Raw genomic sequence first — 24,331 nt, 5'->3', positions numbered from 1 at the left:
GCATCCCCACCGCCCCAACCCTGACGGAAGACATGGCCACCGAAATCCGCGTCCCGACGCTCGGCGAGTCCGTGAGCGAGGCCACGATCGGCCGCTGGTTCAAGAAGCCCGGCGACACCGTGAAGGCCGACGAGCCGCTGGTCGAGCTCGAGACCGACAAGGTCACCCTCGAGGTCAACGCCCCGGCTGCCGGCCAGCTCGGCGAGATCGTCGCCAAGGACGGCGAGACGGTCGAGCCCGGCGCGCTCCTCGGCTCGATCGTCGAGGGCGGCGCCTCCGCCGGCAACGGCGCGGCCGCTCCGAAGGCGGAAGCCCCCAAGGCCGAGGCTCCGAAGGCCGAGGCTCCGAAGGCCGCCGCCGAGGCGCCCGCCAAGTCGTCCTCCGCCTCCTACGGCAGCCACGGCGACGCCGCTCCGAAGGGTCATTCGGCCGGCGACAACGGCCCGGCCGTCGCGCGTCTCGCCCAGGAATCCGGCGTCGATCCGTCGTCGGTGAAGGGCAGCGGCAAGGACGGCCGCGTCACCAAGGGCGACATGCTCTCGGCGATCTCGTCGGGCGCCTCCGCGCCCGCCCCGGCGGCCCCGCAGATGGCCCGCGCCCCGTCCGCCCCGGACGATGCCTCCCGCGAGGAGCGGGTGCGCATGACCAAGCTGCGCCAGACCATCGCCCGGCGCCTCAAGGACGCGCAGAACACCGCCGCGATGCTGACGACGTTCAACGACGTCGACATGGGCGCGGTGATGGCCCTGCGCCAGCAGTACAAGGACGTGTTCGAGAAGAAGCACGGCGCCAAGCTCGGCTTCATGGGCTTCTTCACCAAGGCGGTGATCGGCGCCCTGAAGGACGTGCCGGCGGTGAACGCCGAGATCGACGGCCAGGACATCGTCTACAAGAACTACTACCACGTCGGCATCGCGGTGGGCACCGACAAGGGCCTGGTCGTGCCGGTGGTGCGCGACGCCGACCAGCTGTCGATCTCGGGCATCGAGAAGGCCATCACCGGCTTCGGCCGCAAGGCCCGCGACGGCAAGCTGTCGATCGAGGACATGCAGGGCGGCACGTTCACGATCACCAACGGCGGCATCTACGGCTCGCTGATGTCGACCCCGATCCTCAACGCGCCGCAATCGGGCATCCTCGGCATGCACCGCATCGAGGAGCGCCCGGTCGTGCGCAACGGCAAGATCGAGGCGCGGCCGATGATGTACCTCGCCCTGTCCTACGATCACCGGATCGTCGACGGGAAGGAGGCCGTGACCTTCCTGGTGCGGGTCAAGGAGGCCCTGGAGGACCCGGCGCGCCTCGTGCTCGACCTCTGAGGCAAGACAAACGGCCTCTCCCCCTGGGAGAGGCCACGCCGGGATAAGATCAGGGCGCGGGATCCCCTCTCCCGTGTGGGAGAGGGGTAGGGGTGAGGGTGCTACGGTTCTGAGTAAAACTCCAACCGTCCCGCTGCCAGCACCACGCTCGGTGATTCAGACTGAAGCGTGTCACCCTCACCCCTACCCCTCTCCCACACGGGAGAGGGGATCCCGCGCCTTTTTCTTCCCCGTGAAGTTCCGCGGACAGCCTGCCCGTCCGAGGGTGGAAGTCTCTCGTCATCAGGGAGCACGGCTATGACGGACAAGGTCCTGGTGGTCACCGGCGGCAGCCGCGGCATCGGTCGCGCCGTTGCCTTGCGCGCCGCGCGGGCCGGTTGGCGCGTCTGCTTCTCCTACGTCGCCGCCAAGGACGCCGCCGAGTCCCTGGTGCGGGAGATCGAAGCGGCGGGCGGGACGGCGCTCGCCGTCCGCAGCGACGTCGCGGTCGAGGCCGACATCCCGGCCCTGTTCCAGGCGGCCGACGGCCTGGGGCCGCTCGGCGGCCTCGTCAACAATGCGGGCGTCGTCGACCACGCGGCCCGGGTCGACGAGATGACCTTCGCGCGCCTGGACCGCATGATGACCACCAACGTCATCGGCCCGTTCCTGTGCGCCGGTGAGGCGGTGCGGCGGATGTCGACCCGCCACGGCGGGCAGGGCGGCGTCATCGTCAACGTCTCGTCGGTCGCGGCGCGCCTCGGCGCACCGAACCAGTACGTCGACTACGCGGCCTCGAAGGGGGCCATCGACACCCTCACCACGGGCCTCGCCGGCGAGGTCGCCGGTGAGGGCATCCGCGTGAACGGCGTGGCCCCCGGCCTGATCGAGACCGAGATCCATGCCAGCGGCGGCCAGCCCGACCGGCTGGCGCGGCTCGGTCCCACGGTGCCGATGAAGCGCGCCGGCACCGCCGACGAGATCGCCGCGGCGGTGCTGTGGCTCCTCTCCGACGAGGCCTCCTACGCTACCGGCGCGACCCTGACGATCTCGGGCGGCCGCTAGCCGTCCTTCCACCTGCCCATCATCGCAGCGGCGGCGCTCCTTCGGCCGGCCGCTCCCAACCTCGCGAGTTCCGCATGCCCTCCTACGATCTCGTCGTCATCGGCACCGGCCCCGGCGGCTACGTCTGCGCCCTGCGCGCCGCCCAGCTCGGCCTGAAGACCGCCGTGGTCGAGAAGCGCCCGGCCCATGGCGGCACCTGCCTCAATGTCGGCTGCATCCCCTCGAAGGCCCTGCTGCACGCCTCCGAGGCGTTCGAGGAGGCGACCAAGCACTTCCCGGTGCTGGGCATCACCGTCGGCGAGCCGAAGCTCGACCTGGCCAAGATGATGGCGTTCAAGCAGGACGGCGTCGACGGCAACACCAAGGGCGTCGCGTTCCTGCTCAAGAAGAACGGCATCGACGCCTTCCAGGGCACCGGGCGGCTCGCCGGCGCCGGCCGGGTCGAGGTCAAGTCGGAGGACGGCGGCAACCAGATCCTCGAGGCCAAGAACGTCGTGATCGCGACGGGCTCGGATGTCGCCAACCTGCCGGGCGTCACCATCGACGAGGAGGTCGTAGTCTCCTCGACCGGCGCCCTCGACCTGACCAAGGTCCCGGGCAAGCTCGTCGTCATCGGCGCCGGCGTCATCGGCCTCGAACTCGGCTCGGTCTGGCGGCGTCTGGGCGCCGAGGTGACCGTCGTCGAGTATCTCGACCGGATCCTGCCGGGCATGGACGGCGAGGTCGGCAAGCAGTTCCAGCGCATCCTCGCCAAGCAGGGCATCACGTTCCGCCTGTCGCAGAAGGTCACCGGCGTCGAGCGCACCGGTGAGGGCGCCAAGGTCACGGTCGAGCCGGCCGCGGGCGGCGCCGCGGAGGTGCTGGAGGCCGACGTCGTGCTCGTCGCCATCGGCCGGACGCCCTACACCGCCGGCCTCGGCCTCGACACGGTCGGCGTCCAGCTCGACAACAAGGGCCGGATCCAGACCGACGACCGCTACGCCACCAACGTCACCGGCATCTACGCCATCGGCGACGTGATCGCCGGCCCGATGCTCGCCCACAAGGCCGAGGACGAGGGCGTCGCGGTGGCGGAGATCCTGGCCGGCAAGGCCGGCCACGTGAATTACGGCGTGATCCCGAACGTGGTCTACACCACGCCGGAGGTCGCCTCGGTCGGCAAGTCCGAGGAGGAGCTGAAGAAGGACGGGATCGCCTACAACATCGGCAAGTTCCCGTTCACCGCCAACGGTCGCGCCAAGGTGAACCACACCACCGACGGCTTCGTGAAGGTGCTGGCCGACGCGTCGACCGACCGGGTGCTCGGCGTCCACATCGTCGGGCCCGATGCCGGCAACCTCATCATGGAGGTCGCGGTGGCGATGGAGTTCGGTGCTTCGTCCGAGGACATCGCCCGCACCTGCCACGCCCATCCGACCCTGACCGAGGCGGTGAAGGAAGCCGCGCTGGCGGTGGAGAAGCGCGCGCTGCACATGTGAGCATGGGCTTCCTCTCGGAGGCTCGCGCGGGTGAACTCTCCCCCCTCTGCGGGGGAGGGTAGCGAACGAAGCGAGCCGGGAGAGGGGAGCCACGCTTCCGGAGAGGTCACGACCTCGATGACGTGCGCCTTGTCCTGAAGCGTCGCGCTGCCCCTCTCCCGGCCCCTGCTGACGCAGGGGCCACCCTCCCCCGCAAAGGGGGGAGGGTTGGGCGGCAGGATCGGTATCGTCTGTTCCAGACTACCAAAGAAAAGCCGGAGGACATGCCACGATGGACGATGCGGCAAGACACGCGACTTCCCCGTCCGTCGTCGTGGTGATGGGCGTCTCCGGCTCCGGCAAGACCACGGTGGCGAGCCTGCTCGCCGGCCGGCTCGGCTGGGAGTTCGAGGACGGGGACGATTTCCACCCCGCCGCCAATGTCGAGAAGATGCAGTCCGGCTCGCCGCTCACCGACGAGGACCGCTGGCCCTGGCTCGCCGCGATCGCGGCCTGGATCGACAAGGTTCGGGCGGAAGGGCGGCATGGGGTCGTGACCTGCTCGGGCCTCAAGCGGGCCTATCGCGACGTGCTGGTGGGCGGACGGCCGGATGTGCGCCTCGTCTACCTCAAGGGCGACCGGGAGCTGATCGGCCGGCGCATGGCCGCCCGCCACGGCCACTTCATGCCCACGAGCCTGCTCGACAGCCAGTTCCGCACGCTCGAAGAGCCGGTGCCCGACGAGAACCCCCTGGTGGTCTCGGTCGGTGCCACCCCGCAGGCGATCGTCGCCGAGATCGTCGGGACCCTGAGAGGCCCGACGCCGGGCGCCTGACCGAAAGAATTCGAGCGGAAATCTTATCATCGAGCAATCGGGATCAGGATTCCTTCACGTCTGGTTTTTGACAGTGCGGGGTGCCCGTGCCATCGCCAGGGCATGCTGGACAATACCCATGCCCGGTAATGCGGACCCCTCGCACGACACACCTTTCCCCGGCGGGGGCGAGATGGGCGCGCGCCTGCGCGCCCGCGACTGGGCGGCGACCCCGCTCGGGCCGGTCTCGGGCTGGCCGCCCTCGCTGACCACGGCGGTGCGGATCATGCTCGGCTCCCGCTTCGCCATGTGGATGGCGTGGGGCCCGGAACTGACCTTCTTCTGCAACGACGCCTACAAGCCCACCCTCGGCGTCAAGGAAGCCTGGGCCCTCGGCGCACGATCGGACGTGGTCTGGGCCGAGATCTGGCCCGATATCGGACCCCGCATCGCCCAGGTGCTGAGCACCGGCCAGGCGACCTGGGACGAGGACCTGCTGCTGTTCCTCGAACGGCGCGGCTTCACCGAGGAAAGCTATCACACCTTCTCGTACAGTCCGCTCGCCGACGATTCCGGCGCCGTCACCGGCATGCTCTGCGTCGTCTCCGAGGAGACCGAGCGCGTCATCGGCGAGCGGCGCCTGCGTGCCCTGCGCGATCTCGGCGCCGGCATGGCGGCGGCCCGCACCGTGCCGCAGGTCGGCGCCGTCGCCTCCGGCTGCCTGGGAGACGACGGGACGGGCGAGGTCACCCGCGACCTGCCGGTGGCGCTCGCCTATCTCGCCGGCGACGGGACGTCGGGGCCGGCCCTCCTCGCCCGGATGGGCCTCGGGCCGGAGCATCCGGCGGTCGCGCGGGCCGACGAAGCCGCGGAGGCGGCGCTGGCGCTCCTCGATCGCACCGGCGGGGAACCGGTGCCGGTCGCCGCGCTCGGTCCCCTCTTCGCCGGCTGGCCGGCCGGTTCCTGGAACCGGGCCCCGACCCACGCCCTGGTGCTGCCCATCGCCCGGCAGGGGCAGAGCCGCCCGGCCGGGGTGTTCCTCGCCGGGCTCAACCCCTGCCGGCCCCTCGACGAGGCCTATCGCGGCTTCCTCGCGCTGTTCGTCGGCCAGATCGCCACGGGGCTCGCCACCGCCACCGCCTACGAGGCCGAGCGGCGGCGCGCCGAGGCCTTCGCCGCGCTCGACCGGCAGAAGACCGAGTTCTTCTCCAACGTCAGCCACGAGTTCCGCACGCCGCTCACCCTGATGCTCGGGCCGCTGAGCGAGGTCCTGGATTCCGCGCCCGCGACCCTCGACCCGGACACCCGCCGGCTGGTGGCGCTGGCCCACCGCAACGGCCAGCGTCTCCTCAAGCTCGTCAACGCGCTCCTCGACTTCTCGCGTATCGAGGCCGGCCGCGCCCAGGCCGCCTTCGAGCCCCTCGACCTCGCCCGGCTGACCGCGGACCTCGCCTCGAGCTTCCGCTCGGCCACCGACAAGGCCGGCCTCGTCCTCGACGTCGATTGCCCGGACCTGCCGGGGCCGCCCGCGGCCGAGCCGGCCTTCGTCGACCCGGAGATGTGGGAGAAGGTCGTCCTCAACCTCGTCTCCAACGCCTTCAAGTTCACGCTTCAAGGCCGCATCGCCGTGCGGCTGCGGGCGGAGGGCGGGCGGGCTCTGCTGACCGTGGCGGATACCGGCCTCGGCATCCCGGAGACCGAGCTGCCGCGGCTGTTCGAGCGGTTCCACCGGGTCGAGGGCGCACAGGGGCGCAGCGTCGAGGGGTCCGGCATCGGCCTCGCCCTGGTGCAGGAGCTCGTCCGGCTGCATGGCGGCACGGTCGGGGTCGAGAGCCGTCCGGGGGAGGGCAGCACCTTCACGGTGAGCCTGCCGCTCGGCTCCGCCCATCTCCCGCCGGACCGGGTGCGGGCCGTCCGGGTCGCCGCCTCGACCGCCACCCGCTCGCACGTCTTCGTGGAGGAGGCGACGCGCTGGCTCGGTGACGAGACCGGACCCGATCTCGATGCGGCGCCGCGCCCGGCCGTGCCCGGCCTGACCGGCCGGGTGCTGCTCGCCGACGACAACACCGACATGCGCGCCTATGTCCGGCGCCTCCTCGGGGATGCCGGCCATGCGGTCGAGGCGGTGGGCGACGGGCACGCGGCGCTGAGCGCGGCCCGCCGCCACGCGCCCGATCTCGTTCTCTCCGACGTGATGATGCCGGGCCTCGACGGGTTCGGGCTGCTCGCCGCACTCCGGGCCGATCCGGGTTTGCGGGGCATCCCGGTGATTCTGCTCTCGGCCCGGGCCGGCGAGGAGGCGCGGATCGAGGGCCTGGGCGCGGGGGCCGACGACTACCTCGTCAAGCCGTTCTCGTCCCGCGAGCTGCTGGCCCGGGTCGAGACCAACCTGCGCCTCGCCCGGGTCCAGCGCGAGGCCGCGGACGCCCTGCGGCGGGTCAACGAGACCCTGGAGGCCGAGGTCGCCGAGCGCACCCGCGAGCGCGACCGGATGTGGCGCCTGTCGAAGGACGTGATGCTCGTCGCGCGCTTCGACGGCACCGTCACCGCCGTCAACCCGGCTTGGCGCACGGTGCTCGGCTGGGAGGCCGAGGCGGTGGTCGGTCGCTCCTTCCTCGATCTCGTCCATCCCGAGGACCGGGCGCGCACCGCCGCGGAGGCGCAACGCCTGGAAAGCGGGCAGACGACGCGGCTGTTCGAGAACCGCTACCGCCACGCCGACGGCTCCTACCGTACCCTGTCCTGGACCGCGGCGCCGGGCGAGGAGCACCTCCACGCCGTCGGGCGCGACGTCACCGAGCAGCGCGAACTGGAGGATGCCTTCCGCCAGGCCCAGAAGATGGAGGCGGTGGGCCAGCTGACGGGGGGCATCGCCCACGACTTCAACAACCTGCTCACCGGCATCGTCGGCTCCCTCGACCTGCTCTCGACCCGGCTGGCGCAGGGGCGCACCGACGTCGCCGAGCGCTACATCGCCACCGCGCTCGCCTCGGCCCAGCGTGCCGCCGCGCTGACCCACCGGCTGCTGGCTTTCGCCCGGCGCCAGCCCCTCGATCCGCGCCCGGTGGATGCCAACGCCCTGGTCGTCTCCCTGGAAGACCTGATCCGCCGGACGCTCGGCGAGACCGTCACCCTCGAGACCCGCCTCGCCGACGGGCTGTGGCCGACGCTGTGCGACGCCAACCAGCTCGAGAGCGCGCTCCTCAACCTCGCGATCAACGCCCGCGACGCGATGCCCGACGGCGGGCGGCTCGCCATCGACACCCGCAACGTCGAGCTCGACGGCATCTTCGCGGCGGCCCATGCCGGCATGGAGCCGGGCCCCTACATCCGCCTCGCCGTGACCGATACCGGCACCGGCATGCCGCCCGAGGTGGTGCGCCGCGCCTTCGACCCGTTCTTCACGACGAAGCCCATCGGCCAGGGCACGGGTCTCGGCCTGTCGATGATCTACGGCTTCGCCCGCCAGTCCGGCGGCCACGCGGTCATCGCCTCGGAGGTCGGCCGCGGCACCACCGTGGCACTCTTCCTGCCGCGCCATGATCCTCGCCTCCGTGAGGACCACCCCCTCCGGGCCGGCCCGCCCGCCGAGGACGAGGCCCCGTCCCGGGACTCGGCCGCGCCCCCGCTCGCCGGCAGCGGCGAGACCGTGCTGGTGGTGGAGGACGAACCGGCGGTGCGCAGCCTCATCGTCGACGTGCTGCGCGACCTCGGCTACCGGGCGCTCGAGGCCGAGGACGGGCCGGCCGGCCTCGCAGCCCTGCAGGCGGCCGCCCGGGTCGATCTGCTCGTCACCGATGTCGGGCTGCCGGGCCTCAACGGCCGCCAGCTCGCCGATGCCGCCCGCGAGCACCGCCCCGACCTCAAGGTGCTGTTCATCACCGGCTACGCCGAGAACGCCGCCATGGCGGGGTTCCTGGCGCCGGGCATGCAGATGATCACCAAGCCCTTCCCGATCGACCTCCTGGCCCAGCGCATCCGGGCGATGATCGAGGGGTGAGACTCTCGTCGGTGGCACGGGCGAAGGCGCGCCGCGCGATCCACCGAGGATTCCGTAGAGTTCCGGCGAGGAGGCGTAGGATCCCCCTCCCCTATGGGGGGAGGGGCGGGGGATTTCGTGCCTCTTCTTGGACTGCGCGATCGACGAGGCCGGTCCGTCTCGCTCGCCGTCGCCCGATGCCTCGCCGCCCATGCGCCGGACGCCGTCTCAGCCATGCGATGGCGCGCCGGCAAGGCCCCCGGGGTGGACCTCGGACCCGAACCCCTGTAACAGCTCGCTCCTCCACGAAAAGACCGTAGGGATTCCCCGCGCGCCGCGAGCGCCCGCCGCAAGCCGCGGCCGGCCCTCTGTCGAGGCCATGTGCTACCAAGCCTGGCGCCTCCGGAGCCGATTCGATCCCCGCGCGTCGCCTCTACCCGGGATCGAATCCACGTGCCGTTTCCTGCTCTGCCCGCCCCCCTCGCCAAGGCCCTCGCCGACCGCGGCTACGAAGACCCGACGCCGGTCCAGGCCGCCGTCCTCGAGCCCGAGACGGAAGGCCGCGACCTCGTCGTCTCGGCCCAGACCGGCTCCGGCAAGACCGTCGCCTACGGCCTCGCGCTCGCCCGGACGCTGCTGGGCGATGCCGAGATGCTGCCCGCGCCCGGCGCCCCGCTCGCGCTAGTGATCGCGCCGACCCGCGAGCTCGCGCTCCAGGTCCATCGCGAATTGTCCTGGCTCTACGGCCCGGCCGGCGCCCGCGTCGTCTCCTGCGTCGGCGGCATGGACCCGCGGCGCGAGAGCCGCTGGCTCGCCGATGGCGCCCACATCGTGGTCGGCACCCCGGGCCGCCTGCGCGACCACCTCGAGCGGCGCAACCTCGACCCGTCGGCGCTGCGCGCCGCGGTGCTCGACGAGGCCGACGAGATGCTCGATCTCGGCTTCCGCGAGGACCTGGAATTCATCCTCGGCGCCACCCCGGCCGAGCGGCGCACGCTGCTGTTCTCCGCCACCCTGCCGAAGGCCATCGTGGCGCTCGCCGAGTCCTACCAGCGCGACGCGATGCGCATCGCGGTCGCCGGCGAGACCAAGGCGCATGCCGACATCGAGTACCGCGCCTTCCGCATCCTGCCGCGGGAGACCGAGCTCGTCGTCGTCAACACCCTGCGCCAGATCGAGGCGCGGACCGCGATCGTCTTCTGCAACACCCGCAACTCGGTGCGCCACCTCCAGGCGGTGCTGACCGAGCGCGGCTTCCAGGCCGTGGCGCTCTCGGGCGAGCTCGGCCAGGGCGAGCGCAACGCCGCCCTCCAGGCCCTGCGCGACGGCCGCGCCCGGGTCTGCGTCGCCACCGACGTCGCCGCCCGCGGCATCGACCTGCCGGGCCTGGGCCTCGTCATCCACGCCGAGCTGCCCAACGACGCGGAGGTGATGCAGCACCGTTCCGGCCGCACCGGCCGGGCCGGGCGCAAGGGCATCAGCGTGCTGCTGGTGCCGCCGTCCCGCCGCCGCCGGGCCGAGGAGCTGATGGTGCGGGCGAACGTCGTGCCGGTCTGGTCCGGCCCGCCGCCGGCCGACGAGATCCGCGCCCTCGACCACGAGCGCCTGCTTCAGGACCCGCTGGTCACCGACGAGGTCAGCGACGAGGACCGCGCCATGGCCCAGTCGCTGCTCGCGCAGCGCTCGGCCGAGGACATCGCCGCCGCCCTGGTGCGGGCCTACCGCGCCCGCATGCCCTCGCCGGAGGAGGTCACCGATCCGGGCTTCGCCACCGGCCGCGGCACCACGGCGGCCAGGCGCGAGACGACGACGCGGGACGGGCCGCGGGCGCCGTTCGGGTCGAGCGTGTGGTTCCGCCTCAATGTCGGCCGGCGCGACAACGCCGACCCGCGCCGCCTGCTGCCGATGCTGTGCCGCCGCGGCGACGTGACCCGCGAGGAGATCGGCGCGATCCGCATCTTCGACCGCGAGACCAAGTTCGAGGTCCGTGGCGGCGCCGCCGAGCGCTTCGCCCACACCTTCCCGCGCACCGGCCCGGCCGACCTCCAGGTCGAGGCCCTGGCGGGCGGCGAGGCCGATGTCCCGCCGCGCCCGCGCCAGCCCCGGCGCAACACCGCCCGGCGCGGCTGACGGCCATTCCCGGATCGGCATCGAGCCGGTAACAGGGGTCTCGTCAGATACGAGGCCCCGATGACCGACACCGTCGAGATCCGCCACCGCGACACCATGGCCCGCCTCGCCCTCACCGGCGCCGAGCCGGTCTCCTGGCGGATCGCCGGCACCGAGTACCTGTGGGGGGGCGATCCGGCGCACTGGAACCGCCATGCGCCCTGGCTCTTCCCGGTCGTCGGCGCCTCCGCGGGCGCCGCCGTCACGGTCGCGGGCCGCGCCTATCCGATGGCCCAGCACGGCTTTGCCCGCGACAGCCGCTTCGGCGTGGTGACGCAGGCCGAGGACAGCGTCACGCTGCGCCTCGCCGATACCCCGGAATCCCGGACGCACTACCCGTTCGCCTTCCGGCTCGACATCACCGCCACGGTGACCGACGGCGCGCTCGCCTTCGCGTGCGAGGTCCACAATCCCGGCTCCGATCCGCTGCCCTACGGCCTCGGCTTCCACCCGGCCTTTCCGTGGCCCTTCGCCGGCGGCGAACGCGCGGCCGCAGGCGGCTACGCGGTGCGCTTCGACGTGCCCGAGCGGCCGGCGGTACCGGAGGTCGGGCCCGGCGGGCTCCTGGTGCGCACCGAGCGGGCGCTGCCCCTCGACGGCGACACCCTGCCCCTCGATCCCGAGCTGTTCACCGAGGCGCTGGTATTCCTGAACGCCCGCAGCCGGACGATGCGCTTCACCGCCCCGTCGGGAGCCGTCATCGCGCTCGAAGCCGAGGACTTCCCCCACCTGGCGGTGTGGACGAAGCCGACCGCGCCGTTCCTCTCCCTCGAATGCTGGACCGGCCACGCCGATTGGATGGGCTTTTCCGGCGAGCTGGCGGAGCGCGATTCGCAGCGCCTGTTGGCCCCCGGGGCGAGCGCCCGCCACGGCGTGACCCTGCGCTTCACCCCGGCCTGACCGGGCCCGCCCGTCAACCCGCCGTCAACCAGGATCGGGCCTACTCGCGGGCTCGACCCCACGAGCGGAGAGCCCGGCCCCGATGACCGAATCCACCTCCGAGCCCGCCGACCTGCTCCTGCCCGGCGCGCCCGACGTGCGGGCGGCGGCGATCGCCTGGCTCGACGGACTGGTCTCGGAGCGGCGGCTGTCGCCCAACACCGTCGAGGCCTACCGGCGCGACCTGCGCCAGTTCCTGGCCCATCTCGTCCGCCAGGGCGCCAATCCCGACATCCCGGCCCTGATCCGCCTGAAGCCGCGCGACGTGCGCGCCTTCATGGCGATGCGGCGCCAGGAGGGGGTCGGCGGGCGCAGCCTGATGCGGGCGCTCGCGGGCCTGCGCTCGTTCGCCCGCCACCTCGACCGGGAGGGGCATGGCAGCGTCGCGGCGCTGGCCGCCGTGCGCTCGCCCAAGGTCGAGCGGCGCCTGCCCCGCCCGCTCCCCGTCGCCGCCGCGGTGGCGATGGCGAGCCCCGACATCCGGGCCGGCGACGAGCGTCCGGCCTGGGTGCTGGCCCGGGACGCCGCCGTGCTGGCGCTCCTCTACGGCTCGGGCCTGCGCATCTCGGAGGCTCTCGGCCTGACGCGTCGCGACGCGCCGATCGCGGGCGCGGATTCCGTGACGGTGGTCGGCAAGGGCCAGAAGACCCGCAGCGTGCCGGTGATCGCCCAGGTCCAGGCCGCGGTGGAGGAGTATCTGCGCCTGTGCCCCTACGCCCTGCCGCCCGAAGGGCCGCTCTTCGTCGGCGTCAAGGGCGGTCCGCTCTCGCCGCGCATCGTGCAACTCGCGGTCGCCTCGATGCGGGGGGCGCTCGGCCTGCCCGAGAGCGCGACCCCGCACGCCCTGCGCCATTCCTTCGCCACCCATCTGCTGGCCCGCCAGGGCGACCTGCGGGCGATCCAGGAACTGCTCGGTCACGCCTCCCTGGCGACGACACAGGTCTATACCAAGGTCGACGCCGCCCGCCTGCTCGAGGCGTTCGATGCCGCCCATCCACGGGCCCGCGCCTCGTGAGGCGGCGGCGTCGCGCGGTGCCGGAGGACGGACGCCTCGTAATCTGCCGCTAAGCTTTCGGCCTTACGAGTATAACCTCAGGGTAGCCCGAGCCTCGGAGAAACTCCGGGTCCGGGCCACCCCGAGACGGACCTCATCCACGCGGACGAAGCACGATGCCGGTGAGCCACAGTGATGCCCGCGCCGGCGGACCGGCCTCGGCCCTCGTCGCCGACCGCGACCCCGCCCTGCGCGGCAGGCTGGTGGAACTGATCCGGGCGCACGATCCCTCGCTGCGGATCATCGAGGCGGAGACGAGCCGCGAGACCTGCGAATTCTGCCTCCTGCATCGTCCGGTCCTCGCCTTCGTGGGCCTGCAATTCGAGGACGCGACCGGCCCGGAGGCCGTCGCCCGGTTCAAGGCGCAGGGCTACGTCGTACCCTGCCTGATCCTGGTCGCCTCGCAGATCTTCCCGCGCTGGACCGAGGTCGCCCAGCACCTCGACGCCCACGAGTTCCTGCGCCTGCCCCTCGACGAGGGCCACGTCGCCGGCCTGCTCCAGGCCCATGCCCGGCGCCGGCAGCCGACCCGCCTGCTCCTCGTCGACAGCGCCCCGCAGAGCCGGGCCCTGGTGCGGCGCATCCTGGCGACCTGCGGGTTCCGCCTCACCGTCGACGAGATCGAGAGCGCGCCGCACGCGCTGAAGCTCGCCCGGCAGGCGGCCTGCGACGTTGCGCTCATCGATCTCGGCCTGCGCGGCGGCGGCGGCGGCCTCGAACTCGCCTGCCAGATCCGCGAGGTGGCGCCCGAGACGCCGCTGGTGCTGATGACCGGGGGCGACGCCGCCACCATGGCGCAGGCCTCGCGCCATTTCGGCATCGACTACGTGCTGAGAAAGCCGTTCTTCGCCCGCGACGTCGACCGGGTGCTCTACCACGTGCTGGGCCTGCGCCGGCCCTACCTGCTCAACGCCATCACCGAGGCCCTGCCGGCCCAGCCCGCCTCCCGGATGGCCTGAGCCGCCCGGGCTGCGTCACTCCGCCGGGACCTCGCGGGCGCGGCCGAGCGCGACGTGCGGCACCAGGAGCGCGGTGGCGAAGGCGAGCCCGGAGATCAGCAGCACCGCCCAGAAGGTCTGGTGCAGGGCGTGCTGCAGCACCAGCCTGACCGTCTCGGCATCCCCCGGCAGGCCGCCCGCCGCCAGCGCCTGCTGCAGGCTGTCGGCCGTGACGGTACCGCCCGCCGCCGCCAGGCCGTGGTTGAGCACCGCGCCGAACACCGTGGCGCCGAGCGTGCTGCCGAGGTTGCGCGAGAAGATGTTCGAGGCGGTGGCGCTGCCGCGCTGGGTCCAGGGCACGATCTCCTGGATCAGCATCAGGGCGGCGTTGCTCAAGAGCCCCATGCCGAAGCCCATCACCAGCGAGCCGAGGCCGGCCCGCACCGGCGAGCTGCCGGGCTCCAGCGTCACGAAGGCGACGGCGCCGAGCGGCAGGAGCAGACTGCCGCAGACCAGGATGCGGCGCAGGCCGAAGCGGTGCAGGTTGCGCGCCGCCAGCGTCGCGCCCATCGGCCAGCCGAGCACCATCACGGTGAGCGCCATGCCGGCGACGATCGGAGTCTGGCCGAGCACGCCCTGCACGTACATCGGCAGGAAGGTGGTGAGCCCGATCAGCGCCATGCCGGCGAGCAGCGAGGCGCCGTTGGCGGCGGCGATCGGCCGGCGGCGCCAGAGCGAGACGGCGATGACCGGCTCCGGCGCCCGGCGCTCCTGGACGGCCAGCAGCAGGGCCGCCACGACGCCGATCCCGGCGGCGATGCCCACGATCGACCAGCGACCCTCGCCGGCCTCGGTCAGCCCGACCATCAGGGCCGCCACCGTGAGCGTGAACAGGGCGGCGCCCGGCGCGTCGACCGGCCGGCGCTCGCGCCGCTCGCCCTCGTGCAGGAAGGCCAGGAACAGGCCCGAGGCGACGACGCCGACCGGCAGGTTGATCCAGAAGATCCACGACCAGGAGGCGTGCGCGATGATGAAGCCGCCCGCCAGCGGCCCGGCCACCGCCGAGACCGCCCAGACGCTGGCGAGGAAGCCCTGGATCCGCCCGCGCTCCTGCGCGGTGTAGAGGTCGCCCACGATGGTGAGCGAGACCGGCTGGATCGCGCCCGCGCCGATGCCCTGGATCAGCCGGAAGGCGATCATCGCCGGCATCGACCAGGCGAGGCCGCACAGGAAGGACGCGACGAGGAAGACCGCGATGCCGGCGAGCAGCACGGGCTTGCGCCCGTGGATGTCGGCGAGCTTGCCGAACACGATCGTGGCGGCGGTCTGGGTCAGCAGGAAACCGGAGAAGACCCAGGCGTAGATCGACAGCCCGCCGAGCTCGCCGACGATCCCCGGCATCGCCGTCGAGACGATCGTGGCCTCGATCGCCACCATCGCCATCGCGGCCATCACGGCGGCGATCACGAGGGGACGGCGCGTCGTCCGGGGGGGCGTCATGCTGGCTCTTTCCGGGGCTCTTGTCGGCGGGGCGTCTTGGATGGGGCGCCTTGGACGGGGCGTCTTGTCGTGGTTTCTTGGGCGGCGCTTCGGCAGGGGAGGGGCCAAGGCGTGCCTTGCGCGTCGCAGCTAAACCGATCGACCCGGAAAGCAACCGGCGCCGGGCGCAGGCCAGACCCGCGCAGTGCCGGCCCGGCCGCCGCTCACTCGGCGTAAGTCACCGGCAATGCCGTCGTGTACTTGATCCGCTCCATCGCGAAGGCGGAACTGACGTCGTACAGGTCGACCGACTGGATCAACCGCTTGTAGACCCGGTCGTAGGCCGCGATGTCCGGCACGACGATGCGCAGGAGGTAATCGGTCTCGCCGCTCATGCGGTAGAACTCGACCACCTCGGGGATGCTCGTGACGGCGGTGCAGAAGCGCTCGGCCCAGTCGGCGGTGTGGCGGTTGGTGCGCACCGAGACGAACACCGTGACGCCCACCCGCATCCGGTCGGGATCGAGCAGCGCCACCCGTCGCTGGATCACCCCTTGCGCCTCGAGCTTCTGGATTCGCCGCCAGCACGGCGAGGCGGACAGGCCGACCCGGGCGGCGATCGCCTCGAGCGATTCGGCCGCGTTCTCCTGCAGGCACAACAGGATTTTTCGGTCGAACTCGTCCACGCGAAAATCTTTCAAGCTTCCGCGCTCTCGCGCAACCTGTTTGCCCAAAACTACGAAAAAGGGGTAGAATTCGCAATCCGGCTTCGCGGTTCCCATGCGAGTCTCGGGCTGCCTTCCGAGCCCCCGAACCGAGCCCCCGAGGATTCCCATGTCGAAGTCGAACCCGATGTCGAAGCTGTCGTTCTCCGAGCATCCCGCCGCCGTCGGCGAAACCTATTTCGAGCATATGGGCGTCGCGACCGGCTTCGGCGTGCGGATGATCGCCGGCGGCCTCGCCTGCCTGGTCCACGGTCTCCTGCCCTTCGCCTTCACCAGCACCGGCTCGCGCACCATCGTGCGGCTGCACGACCGCATGGTGGCGAACCGCACCCGCGCCGCCCAGCACCGCTCCGAGGCCGGCTCCGCCGTCTCGGCCTGACGACGCCTCGTTCGTCGTGGCTTGACGTTTCCCGGACATTTCCGGACCCTGGCTCCCGACACGGCACCGGCGGACGCTCGGCCCCGAGCGTCCGGACAGGGGCCGGAACCAGGGAGCATCCGCTCATGCCGTTCCTCAGGCGCGCCGTCGGCGCGCTGGCCGTCGCGCTCGGCCTCGCCACCTGCGTCGCGCAGGCCGAGACCGGCGAGGTCCGCTTCACCCGCCAGCCCGGCCTGATCTACATGCCGATGGTGCTGGCCGAGCAGCAGCGCCTGGTCGAGAAGCACGTCGCGTCGGCCGGCCTCGGCGACGTGAAGGTGAGCTGGGTCACGCTGACGAGCGGTGGCGCCTCCGTCGACGCGCTGATCTCCGGCAACGTCGATTTCGTCACCAGCGGCGCCACCAATCTGCTGCTCGCCTGGGACCGTACCCGGGGCGAGGTCAAGGGGCTCGCGGCCTCCGCCGGCGCGCCGATGATGCTCGTCACCCGCAACCCGGCGGTGAAGACCCTGGCCGACTTCTCGGCCAAGGACCGGATTGCGGTTCCGACCGTGAAGGTCTCGGCCCAGGCCGTGATGCTGCAGATCGCCGCCGAGCGCCAGTTCGGCGAGGCCGGCCGCAACAAGCTCGACCCGATCACGATCCAGCTCGGCCATCCCGATGCGGTCGGCGCGCTGCTGGGCGGCACCAGCGAGGTCAACAGCCACTTCTCGCTGCCGCCCTACCAGCAGATCGAGCTGAAGGACCCCAAGATCCACGTCGTGCTCAACTCCTACGACGTGGTCGGCGGACCCTTGAGCAACGCCATCGTGTTCGGCCGCGGCAAGTTCATGGAGCAGAACCCGAAGACGACCGCCGCGGTCCTCGCCGCGATCGACGAGGCCAACGCGCTGATCCGTGACGATCCGAAGAAGGCGGCCGAGATCTACCTCGCCGCCACCAAGGAGAAGTTCGAGCCTGACGAGCTCGTCGCCATGATGAAGCAGCCGGGCGTCGTCTTCTCGACGACGCCCTACGGCACGATGCTGCAGGCCGACCACCTGGCGAAGGCGGGCGTGTTGAAGAACCGCCCGAAGGAGTGGAAGGAGTTCTTCTACAAGGCGGTGCACGGCCAGCCGGGCACCTGACGCCCCTTCAGCGCGGCAGGATGTCGAGCCCGCCGCGTCCGAGGGTCGTCGCGCCGAGGTCGCACTCGGCCACGGTGCCGACCGGATAAGCGACGGCACCGGAGGCCGAGGCGCCGCCGGTGCCGTAGCCGTAGGCGGTGCGGCCCCAGCCGCTCGCGGCCCGCACCGGCCGGGCGCCGGGGCGCGGATAGGGACCGACGACGTCGTGGTCGAAGGGGGTCCAGAGCCGGCAATCGTAGCCCGGCAGGCCGGGGACGAGCGGACCGACGGGGACGCGATCCCGCGGGGCGGCGATCGCCAGGCTCGGCAGCAGGGTCGCGACGATGACGATGCTTCGGATCATGACCCGGTCCCTCCGCCGTCCCGGCCGTCGGTCTTCGAGGTCCGAGATAGGCCGATCCGGGCGGCGTGCCAGCGGATCGTGGCGGTGCCGAACGACGCGCATGTCCGGCTCGACGATGCTTGCGGCCACCACGTCGTTCCGGGGCTGCGGATGCCCCAGGATCGTCTGATCGGTATTCCGCGTCGCTTCCAGAGAACGGGCCGCAATGCGTCCGCCGAGGCGGGCGACGAGATGCCGGCGCGTCCCGACGGCGGCCTTCAGTGCCCCGCCTGGCCCGCCTCTCCGAAAGGAATCAGTCGCGGCAGGTGATCCGGATCGGCCGGTCGGAGGCCTTCACGGCCGGGGCCGCCTCGATCGCGCCGGTGTAATCGTCCTGGGCGGCGATACCGAACGAGGCCGACTTGGCGTAGCCCTGCGACTCGCACCAGGCATCCGCCACCACCTGGCCGCACTCGCCGCCGGTGGTCAGGCACTCGGCGACGCCGTAGCCGTCGCTCGAGGGGATCAGGAAGGTCTTCTCCACGCCGGGCGTCTGCGATGCGGCGTGCGCCGGGAGGGCGGCGGCCAGGACACCGAGGGCGCTGAGGACGGCGAGGGTGCGACGCATGGGGCAAACCTTCTGAACGGAGCCGTCGGCATCCGGATCCGGCCCGACACTGGGCGGGGGTGGTAAACAATCTCTCTACGCATCGTGCGAGCGGGACGATTACGCAGGGTCCGTCCGGGGCTTCGCCCCCGCGGTGTCTGCCTTCTCGAATTGCTCACGGAATTGGGCTAACCCGGATCCGCTCGTCCGGGCGTCTCACCCGTGCAACAGGCGGCCGCCTCGGTCGCCGGCACGCGGCGGCCCCCGGAGGGGTTTGGTCGGGCCCGAAGCCCGATCCGGCAACGACTTAGAACCTCGGCCGGCGCGCCCCGCAGCGCCCCGGCCCGCTCTCCTCCCGCAGGTGTTTCATGGCCTCGCTGTTGCGCCTCTACAACACGCTCTCCCGGGCCAAGGAGCCGCTCCGGCCGATCGATTCGGGCCGGGTGCGGATGTATGCCTGCGGCCCGACCGTCTACGACGCGGCCCATATCGGCAACGCCCGGCCGCTGATCGTCTTCGACCTGCTGTTTCGGCTGCTGCGCCACCTCTACGGGGCGGAGACGGTCACGTATGCCCGCAACGTCACGGACGTCGACGACAAGATCAACGCCCGGGCGGCGGAGCGCGGCATCACCATCCGCGAACTCACCGACGGCACCCTGGCGCAGTTCCACGACGACATCCGCCGCCTCGGCATCCTGCTGCCGGACGACGTGAACGTGCCGGGCCGCCCGCCCGCGATGATCGAGCCGCGGGCGACCGACCACATCGTCGAGATGACGACGCTGATCGACCGGCTCGTGACCGCCGGTCACGCCTACGTGGCCGAGGACCACGTCCTGTTCGACGTGCCCTCGATGCCCGATTACGGCGCCCTGTCGCGCCGGCCCCTCGACGAGATGGAGGCCGGCGCCCGGGTCGACGTGGCGCCCTACAAGCGCTCGCCCCTCGACTTCGTGCTGTGGAAGCCCTCGAAGCCCGGCGAGCCGTCCTGGCCCTCGCCCGGCGGGATCGCGGTTCCGGGCCGCCCGGGCTGGCACATCGAGTGCTCGGCCATGGCCTGGAAGCATCTCGGCGAGACCTTCGACATCCATGCCGGCGGCATCGACCTGGTGTTTCCCCACCACGAGAACGAGGTGGCGCAGACCCGCTGCTGCTTCGGCACGCCGGTGATGGCCAACATCTGGCTCCACAACGGCTTCCTGCAGGTCGAGGGGGAGAAGATGTCGAAGTCGCTCGGCAACTTCGTGACGTTGCGCGAGGTGCTGGCGGACTGGCCCGGCGAGGTCGTGCGCCTCGCCATGCTGCGCACCCACTACCGCCAGCCGATCGACTGGACCCTGCGCGGCCTCGAAGACGCGAGCCGCACCCTCGACCGCTGGTACGAGGCCGCCGGCGACGCGGAGCCCGGGCCCGCTCCCGACAGCGTGCTCCAGCCGCTGCTCGACGACCTCAACACCCCGGCCGCGCTCGGCGAGGTCCACCGCCTCGCCGACCCGGCCTCGCTCAAGGCCGGCGCCGGCCTGCTCGGGCTCCTCGGGCAGACGAAATCCGCCCGTGCGCAGGCGGCGGTGGCGGCCTCCGGCGTCGACGCGGCCGAGGTCGAGCGCCTGATCGCCGAGCGCAAGGAGGCCCGGACCCGCAAGGACTGGGCGGAATCCGACCGGATCCGCGGGGCGCTGACGGCCCTCGGCGTGACCGTGAAGGACAACAAGGACGGGACGACGAGCTGGACGGTGGGCCAGTAGGCCGCGACCGTCCGGCCGGCCGATCAGGCGCGCGGGGGGGCGTCCTCCCGCGTGTCGGCCGCGATCGCCGACGGCCAGACGACCGCCTGCGCCACGATCACGTCGGTGCCGTTGAAGGTGCAGGCAGGCGAGCCGTGGAGCCGGTAACCGAGCGCCAGCGCCTCCGAGATCCTGCGGCAGAAATGGGCGTCGTCCTTCCCGGTCACCAGGCGGTAGGGCGGCATGTCGTTCGGGGGCTTCGAGTCCACGGTTCGCTCCTCGTGATCCGCGATCCGGCGGAACCTTTTCGCCCTATCGCGGCTCGTCCGGCAACGCCATCGCGAGGCGCCCCCGGTCCGCCCGGTCGATCTCCCGCCCCATGCAGCAGGCCCGGCGCCGCGGGCGTCGCGCACCGGCGCAGGAAAGCGGGAGAGCGATGCCCGTTCTCGCTCGATCCGGCCTTCCCACCTCGAGGAGCGGATGGCCGAGCCTTACATCACCTCTTGCACCGCAGGGCCGTGCCGCCTCCCGCGAGGCGGGCGCACCGGTTCCGCCCTAGCGGCGCACGTTCGGCCAGATGGCCAGCACGGTCGGGAGCGCGGCGATCCGGCTCAGCTCGTTCCCCGTCGCGTCCAGGATGAAGGACCGGGACGAGGCCAGGAACTTGCCCGGCTGCCGGCCGAGCGCGTCGGTCAGGGCCCGGCGGATCTCCGCGACCTTCGCTTCCATGGTCGAACTCGAGGTGGCGGATGGCAGGATACTGAAACGGGCCTGTTGGGTGCCGATGCGGTTGCCGCCCGACACCGCAATCTGAGGTACAGGCAGATCGACTTCGACGATGACGGTCGTCGGTTCTCCATCGGAATGCAGGGCGTGGTCGCGCAACTCGTCCGAGCGGATCTTGCCAAGACTGATCGGCATCGCCTTGGAATTCATCTGCATGTGCGATCTCCGTCGAGAACAAATTCGCGCGTCACACGGTTTTGCTCCCGTTCGATGAACAAACCTTGAATCACGGTCCGGTTCCGCCCGTCAATAGCCGAGGTCTTTCGCAAATCCGATCGCCCGCAAGACATCGAGTCGGCCGAATCCGAACCGATGATCCTGCCCTGCCTCGCCGAGTTCTTCGGCTGAACCTGTCAGAAGGTCCTGGATGACGAAGGCGCGCTCGTGGGGTTTGACGGCGTCCTTGATGTCGGTCGCGCTCAGGAGAAGCGCAACGGCGCCCGCGACGTGCGGGGCCGCCATCGACGTGCCGTTGAGATGGCGCCAGTCTCCGTTGGGAGCGGCCGACAGGACGGCGACGCCGGGCGCCGAGATGTCGGGCTTCGAATAGACGAGCGGCAGGCTGTCCGCCGGGAAGAACGGAGACTTGCGGATGACTTGGGTCCGGCCGCCGCTGAAGCCGGCGGCCCAGCTCCGGTAGTCGGTCGCGCCGACCGCGAAGGCGAACAGGTCGTTTCCGGGCGAGCCGCTGGTCTGGCTGCCCTCGTTGCCGATGGCCGTGACCACCGGAATGCCGACCCGCAACGCGTTCAGGATCGCGCTCGTATACGTGCTCGGTACGTCGGGCCCCCAGATCAGGCCGCCGAGCGACATGTTGATCACGTCGACGCCCTGGTCGATCGCCCAGTCGATGCCGGCCAGCACCTGGGCGTCCGTGCCGCCCTTCGCGCCGCTGATGACCAGGGCCGCGGCGATCTCGGCCTCCGGCGCCACGCCGATCCACCGGCCGCTCGCGTTGCCGCCGACGATCGTGCCCGCACAATGCGTTCCGTGGCCGTCGGGATCGTGGGGGGTCGTCGATTTGAGAACCCGCTCGCCCTTCGCGTCGAACTCGGCCCAGGCGGCGATCTTGCCGACCAGATCCGGATGGGTGGCATCGACGCCCGTATCCAGGAGGCCGACCTTGATGCCCCGGCCGCGGCACCCGAACGCCCCCCAGACCGCGAGGGCGCCGATCATGCGGATGCCCCAGGCACTGACCTTGTTGTCCTCCACCGATTGCGGCAACTGCTTGGGCGTCACCATCGGCGGCACCAGGAGCTTGCGGTTGAGGTACACGCCTTCGATGCCGTCGGCGGCGTCGGCGTCGATCAGCTTCGGCAGTTCCTTGTCCTTCATGCGGACCAGGAAGCTGCCGGACGTCCAGAACGCCCGCGGCTGCGGATCCGCCGGCCTGCGCCGCCGGCCGGCCTCGGTGGCCAGGCTGTCCTGGATGACCGCGGACTGCATCAGCGGGCGCATGGCGGCGAGGGTATGTTCCCGCAGGTTGCGCAAGGCTTGCGGGCGCTCGGTGCGGCGGGCCACCTGCGCCGCGAGGCTCTGGTCCTCCAGGTGGGAGCGCTTCAGCGCGGCAAGAGTCCGCCGCCCTTTCGGGACGTCGCGTTTCGACGCCTCCTCCAGCAATTCCCGGCGGATCGGCAGAACATCCCGGGGCGAGGTCGACAGGCTGCGCCGTTGGAGCGCCCGCGCGACCGTGGTCACGAGCAGCTGGTCGTTGCTCTCGGGCAGGCCCGCCTTGATGATGACCTCGTGGACGTCCTCGTCACTGCTGCGACGGATGAACTCGATTTGCTCCCTGACGTAGGCGCGACGGTCGGAATCTCTTATCAATGGTCTTCTCCCCCGCGCAACCGGCACAGACTTGCGGATTTCGCGGGCTTTTTATGATTGTATTTCCTTGCGACGTCGAGTCAAGAATCGGCGGCACCGGAAAACTGTTTTCCGTATGAATGGATCAATAGCAACGACGCCGAATGCTCGTTGGGCGAATATTCGTATAGATCTAATTTTCAGCTGTATATTCTATCGTATCGCCACTATCGACAGACGATCGATCTAGTTTGACTCGAACGCGCGACCGTACACGGCATGACCGGCGATGCCGATACGGAAAGCCGCGGGCAGGGTATCGTCGGCGGATGGATGTCCCCTTCATCCGCGGCGGGCGATCCGTCACCAGCGGACGCCGGCGAAAGCCCGGGACAGCGACCCCGGGCTCCTCCTCCGGCAAGAGTTCCGCGCCGGTATCCGGCGCGCAAGGGGCAGGACGTCGAACGCCGGACCATCGCCCGGCTCCGGCCGCGGCGGCGGCCGGGATCCCGCCTCAGAATTTCTCCTCGATCAGCGCCTCGGCCTCCGGCCGCGGCTCCGTCCGGCCGACCGCGGCGGTCAGCATCGGCACCACCTGCTCGGGCGCCTCGGCGACGAGGTAGCTGAGGTCCAGCCCCTCGCGGATGAAGCCGGTGCGGCGCATGTGGTCGAGGAGGCCGAGGAACGGCGCCCAGAAGTCGGCCACCGAGAGCAGCAGGATCGGCTTGGCGTGCTGGCCGAGCTGCGACCAGGTCATCTGCTCGACCAGCTCCTCCAGGGTGCCGATGCCGCCGGGCATCGCCACGAAGGCGTCCGAGCGGTCGAACATCAGCTTCTTGCGGGTGTGCATGTCGGAGACCACGATGGTCTCCTGCACGTCGTCGAGCATCCGCTCGCGCGACTTCAGGAAGTCCGGGATGATGCCGGTGACGTGGCCGCCATGGTCGAGCACCGCCCGCGCCACCGTGCCCATCAGCCCGACATTGCCGCCGCCATAGACCAGCGCGATGCCGGCCTCCGCCAGGTGGCGCCCCAGCGCCCGGGCCGCTGCCTCGAAGACCGGATCGGTGCCGAACCCCGAGCCGCAATACACGCAAACCGTCCGCATCGAGTCTCCGCACCGTTCTGGGCCGCTCTCCGGCCGTCCCTACGCCGTCGCGTCCCACGCAAGTTTCCGGCCGGACCGGCCCGCCGCGTGGTCTCGCCCGGCCTCTCCTGTTACTATGGGGTCGATGGCGCCGGCATGTCGACCGGACGGCGAAAGGTCGCGCGGGGGTCCGGGGTCCCCGGAGCGCCGTCGGCGGGGAGGATGCGTGACCGGGAGTATCGCGCCATGACCAGCGGAAGGACCAGCGGACGGCCGACGACCGAGCTGCGGCGCGGCCTCGTCCTCGGGGCCGTCGGCCTCGTGGCGGGGTTCGTGCTGATCGGCGTCGCGGCGAGCGGCACGCGCCTGTTCTCGCTGGTCTCGCCCGACGCGGAGCCGCCGGTCTCGACGCTCGCGCCGGTCGCGGCGCTGCCGGCCCCTTCTCCCGCTATCTCTGCCCCCGTCGCCCCCGTGCCGGCCGCTCCCGCGCCCGCCGCGCCGGAGGGCACCCCCGCCTTCGACATCGTGCGGGTCGAGCCCGACGGGTCGAGCGTCGTCGCCGGCCGGACC

At 71.6% G+C, this 24,331-nt stretch carries 20 protein-coding genes and 1 pseudogene; 13 read left to right on the top strand and 8 right to left on the bottom strand.

The features are described 5' to 3' along the window. Window positions 1–32 precede the first annotated feature (32 nt). From odhB to QR78_RS12650, 9 genes are all read left to right on the top strand, one after another. Complete coding sequence (gene odhB / locus QR78_RS12690) at window positions 33–1,319, top strand: 2-oxoglutarate dehydrogenase complex dihydrolipoyllysine-residue succinyltransferase (RefSeq protein ID WP_048427891.1); 1,287 nt, start codon at window positions 33–35, stop codon at window positions 1,317–1,319. Window positions 1,320–1,616: 297 nt separating this feature from the next. Beyond that, window positions 1,617–2,363 (top strand): SDR family oxidoreductase, encoded by a 747-nt coding sequence (locus tag QR78_RS12685; RefSeq protein WP_048427890.1) that lies wholly within the window; start codon window positions 1,617–1,619, stop codon window positions 2,361–2,363. Window positions 2,364–2,437: 74 nt separating this feature from the next. Further along, window positions 2,438–3,841: a dihydrolipoyl dehydrogenase gene (gene lpdA, locus QR78_RS12680; RefSeq protein ID WP_048427889.1), complete on the top strand. Its 1,404-nt coding sequence runs from the start codon at window positions 2,438–2,440 to the stop codon at window positions 3,839–3,841. Window positions 3,842–4,112: 271 nt separating this feature from the next. Continuing rightward, window positions 4,113–4,655, top strand: coding sequence for a gluconokinase (locus QR78_RS12675; RefSeq protein ID WP_048427888.1), 543 nt, complete (start codon window positions 4,113–4,115; stop codon window positions 4,653–4,655). Between the two features lie 118 nt (window positions 4,656–4,773). Continuing rightward, window positions 4,774–8,634 carry an ATP-binding protein gene (locus QR78_RS12670; RefSeq protein WP_048427887.1) on the top strand — a complete coding sequence of 1,287 codons (3,861 nt, stop codon included), beginning with the start codon at window positions 4,774–4,776 and terminating at the stop codon, window positions 8,632–8,634. 432 nt (window positions 8,635–9,066) lie between these two features. Further along, window positions 9,067–10,743, top strand: coding sequence for a DEAD/DEAH box helicase (locus QR78_RS12665; protein ID WP_048427886.1), 1,677 nt, complete (start codon window positions 9,067–9,069; stop codon window positions 10,741–10,743). Window positions 10,744–10,803: 60 nt separating this feature from the next. After that, window positions 10,804–11,682: an aldose 1-epimerase family protein gene (locus QR78_RS12660; protein ID WP_048427885.1), complete on the top strand. Its 879-nt coding sequence runs from the start codon at window positions 10,804–10,806 to the stop codon at window positions 11,680–11,682. 82 nt (window positions 11,683–11,764) lie between these two features. Beyond that, window positions 11,765–12,736 (top strand): tyrosine recombinase XerC, encoded by a 972-nt coding sequence (locus QR78_RS12655; RefSeq protein ID WP_048427884.1) that lies wholly within the window; start codon window positions 11,765–11,767, stop codon window positions 12,734–12,736. Between the two features lie 161 nt (window positions 12,737–12,897). Then, the gene (locus QR78_RS12650) at window positions 12,898–13,734 is read left to right on the top strand and encodes a response regulator (RefSeq protein ID WP_125901047.1); all 837 of its coding nucleotides are present in this window, start codon (window positions 12,898–12,900) and stop codon (window positions 13,732–13,734) included. A gap of 15 nt (window positions 13,735–13,749) precedes the next feature. Here the strand turns inward: QR78_RS12650 and QR78_RS12645 are convergent, their stop codons facing one another. Then, the gene (locus QR78_RS12645; RefSeq protein WP_048427882.1) at window positions 13,750–15,213 is read right to left on the bottom strand and encodes an MDR family MFS transporter; all 1,464 of its coding nucleotides are present in this window, start codon (window positions 15,211–15,213) and stop codon (window positions 13,750–13,752) included. A gap of 203 nt (window positions 15,214–15,416) precedes the next feature. Next, the gene (locus QR78_RS12640) at window positions 15,417–15,878 is read right to left on the bottom strand and encodes an Lrp/AsnC family transcriptional regulator (protein WP_048427881.1); all 462 of its coding nucleotides are present in this window, start codon (window positions 15,876–15,878) and stop codon (window positions 15,417–15,419) included. 148 nt (window positions 15,879–16,026) lie between these two features. Here QR78_RS12640 and QR78_RS36485 point away from each other — a divergent pair, with 148 nt between their 5' ends. Continuing rightward, on the top strand, window positions 16,027–16,296 hold the full coding sequence (locus QR78_RS36485) for a DUF6356 family protein (RefSeq protein WP_048427880.1): 270 nt from the start codon (window positions 16,027–16,029) through the stop codon (window positions 16,294–16,296). 125 nt (window positions 16,297–16,421) lie between these two features. Further along, a complete protein-coding gene (locus tag QR78_RS12630) occupies window positions 16,422–17,423 on the top strand; it encodes an ABC transporter substrate-binding protein (protein WP_048427879.1) in 1,002 nt (333 codons plus the stop codon). Between the two features lie 7 nt (window positions 17,424–17,430). On the opposite strand, the gene QR78_RS12625 is transcribed toward QR78_RS12630, so the two are convergent. Both QR78_RS12625 and QR78_RS12620 read right to left on the bottom strand, forming a co-directional pair. Continuing rightward, a complete protein-coding gene (locus QR78_RS12625; RefSeq protein ID WP_048427878.1) occupies window positions 17,431–17,766 on the bottom strand; it encodes a hypothetical protein in 336 nt (111 codons plus the stop codon). Between the two features lie 292 nt (window positions 17,767–18,058). After that, on the bottom strand, window positions 18,059–18,373 hold the full coding sequence (locus tag QR78_RS12620; protein WP_048427877.1) for a hypothetical protein: 315 nt from the start codon (window positions 18,371–18,373) through the stop codon (window positions 18,059–18,061). 347 nt (window positions 18,374–18,720) lie between these two features. On the opposite strand from QR78_RS12620, the gene cysS reads away from it, so the two are divergent. Beyond that, the gene (cysS, locus tag QR78_RS12615) at window positions 18,721–20,100 is read left to right on the top strand and encodes a cysteine--tRNA ligase (protein WP_048427876.1); all 1,380 of its coding nucleotides are present in this window, start codon (window positions 18,721–18,723) and stop codon (window positions 20,098–20,100) included. Between the two features lie 23 nt (window positions 20,101–20,123). Here the strand turns inward: cysS and QR78_RS12610 are convergent, their stop codons facing one another. From QR78_RS12610 to QR78_RS12595, 4 genes are all read right to left on the bottom strand, one after another. Further along, the gene (locus QR78_RS12610) at window positions 20,124–20,348 is read right to left on the bottom strand and encodes a DUF1737 domain-containing protein (RefSeq protein WP_089504290.1); all 225 of its coding nucleotides are present in this window, start codon (window positions 20,346–20,348) and stop codon (window positions 20,124–20,126) included. Window positions 20,349–20,634: 286 nt separating this feature from the next. Beyond that, the gene (locus QR78_RS12605; protein WP_048427875.1) at window positions 20,635–21,021 is read right to left on the bottom strand and encodes a hypothetical protein; all 387 of its coding nucleotides are present in this window, start codon (window positions 21,019–21,021) and stop codon (window positions 20,635–20,637) included. A gap of 90 nt (window positions 21,022–21,111) precedes the next feature. Then, the gene (locus QR78_RS31920; RefSeq protein WP_053220900.1) at window positions 21,112–22,695 is read right to left on the bottom strand and encodes a S8 family serine peptidase; all 1,584 of its coding nucleotides are present in this window, start codon (window positions 22,693–22,695) and stop codon (window positions 21,112–21,114) included. A 493-nt stretch (window positions 22,696–23,188) separates the two neighbouring features. Further along, window positions 23,189–23,782, bottom strand: a complete 594-nt coding sequence (locus QR78_RS12595; protein WP_048427874.1) for an LOG family protein — start codon at window positions 23,780–23,782, stop codon at window positions 23,189–23,191. A gap of 225 nt (window positions 23,783–24,007) precedes the next feature. Between QR78_RS12595 and QR78_RS34930 the strand changes: the two are divergent. Further along, a pseudogene (locus QR78_RS34930) lies at window positions 24,008–24,331 on the top strand (hypothetical protein); the annotation flags it as partial.

The sequence above is a fragment of the Methylobacterium indicum genome (assembly GCF_001043895.1).
Classification (GTDB): domain Bacteria; phylum Pseudomonadota; class Alphaproteobacteria; order Rhizobiales; family Beijerinckiaceae; genus Methylobacterium; species Methylobacterium indicum.
Note: the sequence above shows the minus strand (reverse complement) of the source record. Positions and strands in the feature narration are given on the sequence as shown.